The following is a 1158-nucleotide window of genomic DNA, read 5'->3' on the forward strand; positions in this document are numbered from 1 at the left end:
TGATCGCCGCAATCAGGAAAGGCCGGTCGCCTATCACTACGACTCCCTCCGCCCGCTCCACCACACCATTGCAACAGAGCTCGCAGAACGGCTGGGCGCCAGCAGCCTGCAACCAATGGGCATGGCCCGGCAGCGGAACAGTTTTGATTGCGGCGTCTTTGTGCTGGATGCCACGCGGGAGCTGGCTCGACGGTTGGCCCAAGAACCGCGGCCACGCCGCGAGTCGCTGCACCTCGACAATCTCGTCGCCGATCGGCGGGCACTTCAGGAGCGGCTCATGGCTCAGCCGCCTCCGCGAGACCAGTCTGCTGGCCCTTAGCGAACTCGATGATTGGGCTGATCAAGTTGTTTGGAGCGGCTCTCGCCGGCAGAGAATCGGACAAGAATAGCCGCCGCGGTACCAGGACGTGACCGACGCAGATCGGCTGGATCTGTCGCAAACGCCTTTAAGGGGGAAGAACGGGCGGCTTTCGGATACACTTCACCCTGCCCTCGAACCTGTCGCAGACGATGGTCTCGGCAACGACCTTGTCGATCCCGCCACTATCACCATCGAAGCGGACAACCACGCTGAGATCGCCTTTGGCGCCCTGCAAGCTGGCCTCGATCTCACCTATGGAGCGGAGCGGTCAAGTGGTTTATTCCCGAAAAGGGCTTCGGCTTCATTGCTCCCGAGAACGGTGAAAAGGACGCCTTCGTTCGCGCTACTGCGCTGATCCGCTCAGGGCTAAGCGTGCTGATGGAGGGGCAGAAAGTGTCTTTCCAATACGGGCAAGGCAAGAACGGCCTGGAGGTTCGGAGCATTCGCCTGGTCCAGGCGGCGATAGATCGGCCTTGGCCGAAACTACCTTCATACAAAAGAAAAGCCCGCTGCCGGGAGGAGGTGGCAGCGGGCTCGATTTTCGAATACGGCGCGGGAGGAGGTGCACCGCATTCAGTATCGGCATCCATCTGGGAGGAGTAGATGGCCGACAGCAAGATGATACCCACGGGCCGCCGATATTGCAATGCACAATTTCGTATCGCAAATGTGAAGGTGACGACAAGCCTGCCTGGCAACAAGCCCGATGGTTCCATCTGCCCCAGGCGCTAGCTAGAGCGGGATGAGCTTTATAGGAGTCGTAGGATTCCCAAATCATCGCGGTTCTGATTCAACAT

The 1158-nt window shown here is 59.7% G+C and carries 3 protein-coding genes; all 3 read left to right on the forward strand.

All coding sequences use genetic code 11. The annotated features are described in order from the left end of the window. Positions 1 to 319, forward strand: a 319-nt coding sequence (locus AC07FD_RS10715; RefSeq protein ID WP_478349819.1) for a Ulp1 family isopeptidase, incomplete at its 5' end; no start/stop codon positions are given. 88 nt (positions 320 to 407) lie between these two features. Then, positions 408 to 716, forward strand: coding sequence for a hypothetical protein (locus AC07FD_RS10720; RefSeq protein WP_095088717.1), 309 nt, complete (start codon positions 408 to 410; stop codon positions 714 to 716). Next, positions 665 to 964 carry a cold-shock protein gene (locus AC07FD_RS10725; protein WP_280952824.1) on the forward strand — a complete coding sequence of 100 codons (300 nt, stop codon included), beginning with the start codon at positions 665 to 667 and terminating at the stop codon, positions 962 to 964. The genes AC07FD_RS10720 and AC07FD_RS10725 overlap by 52 nt, the downstream gene beginning before the upstream one ends. Positions 965 to 1158 lie beyond the last annotated feature (194 nt).

It is taken from the genome of Mesorhizobium waitakense (genome assembly GCF_056431085.1).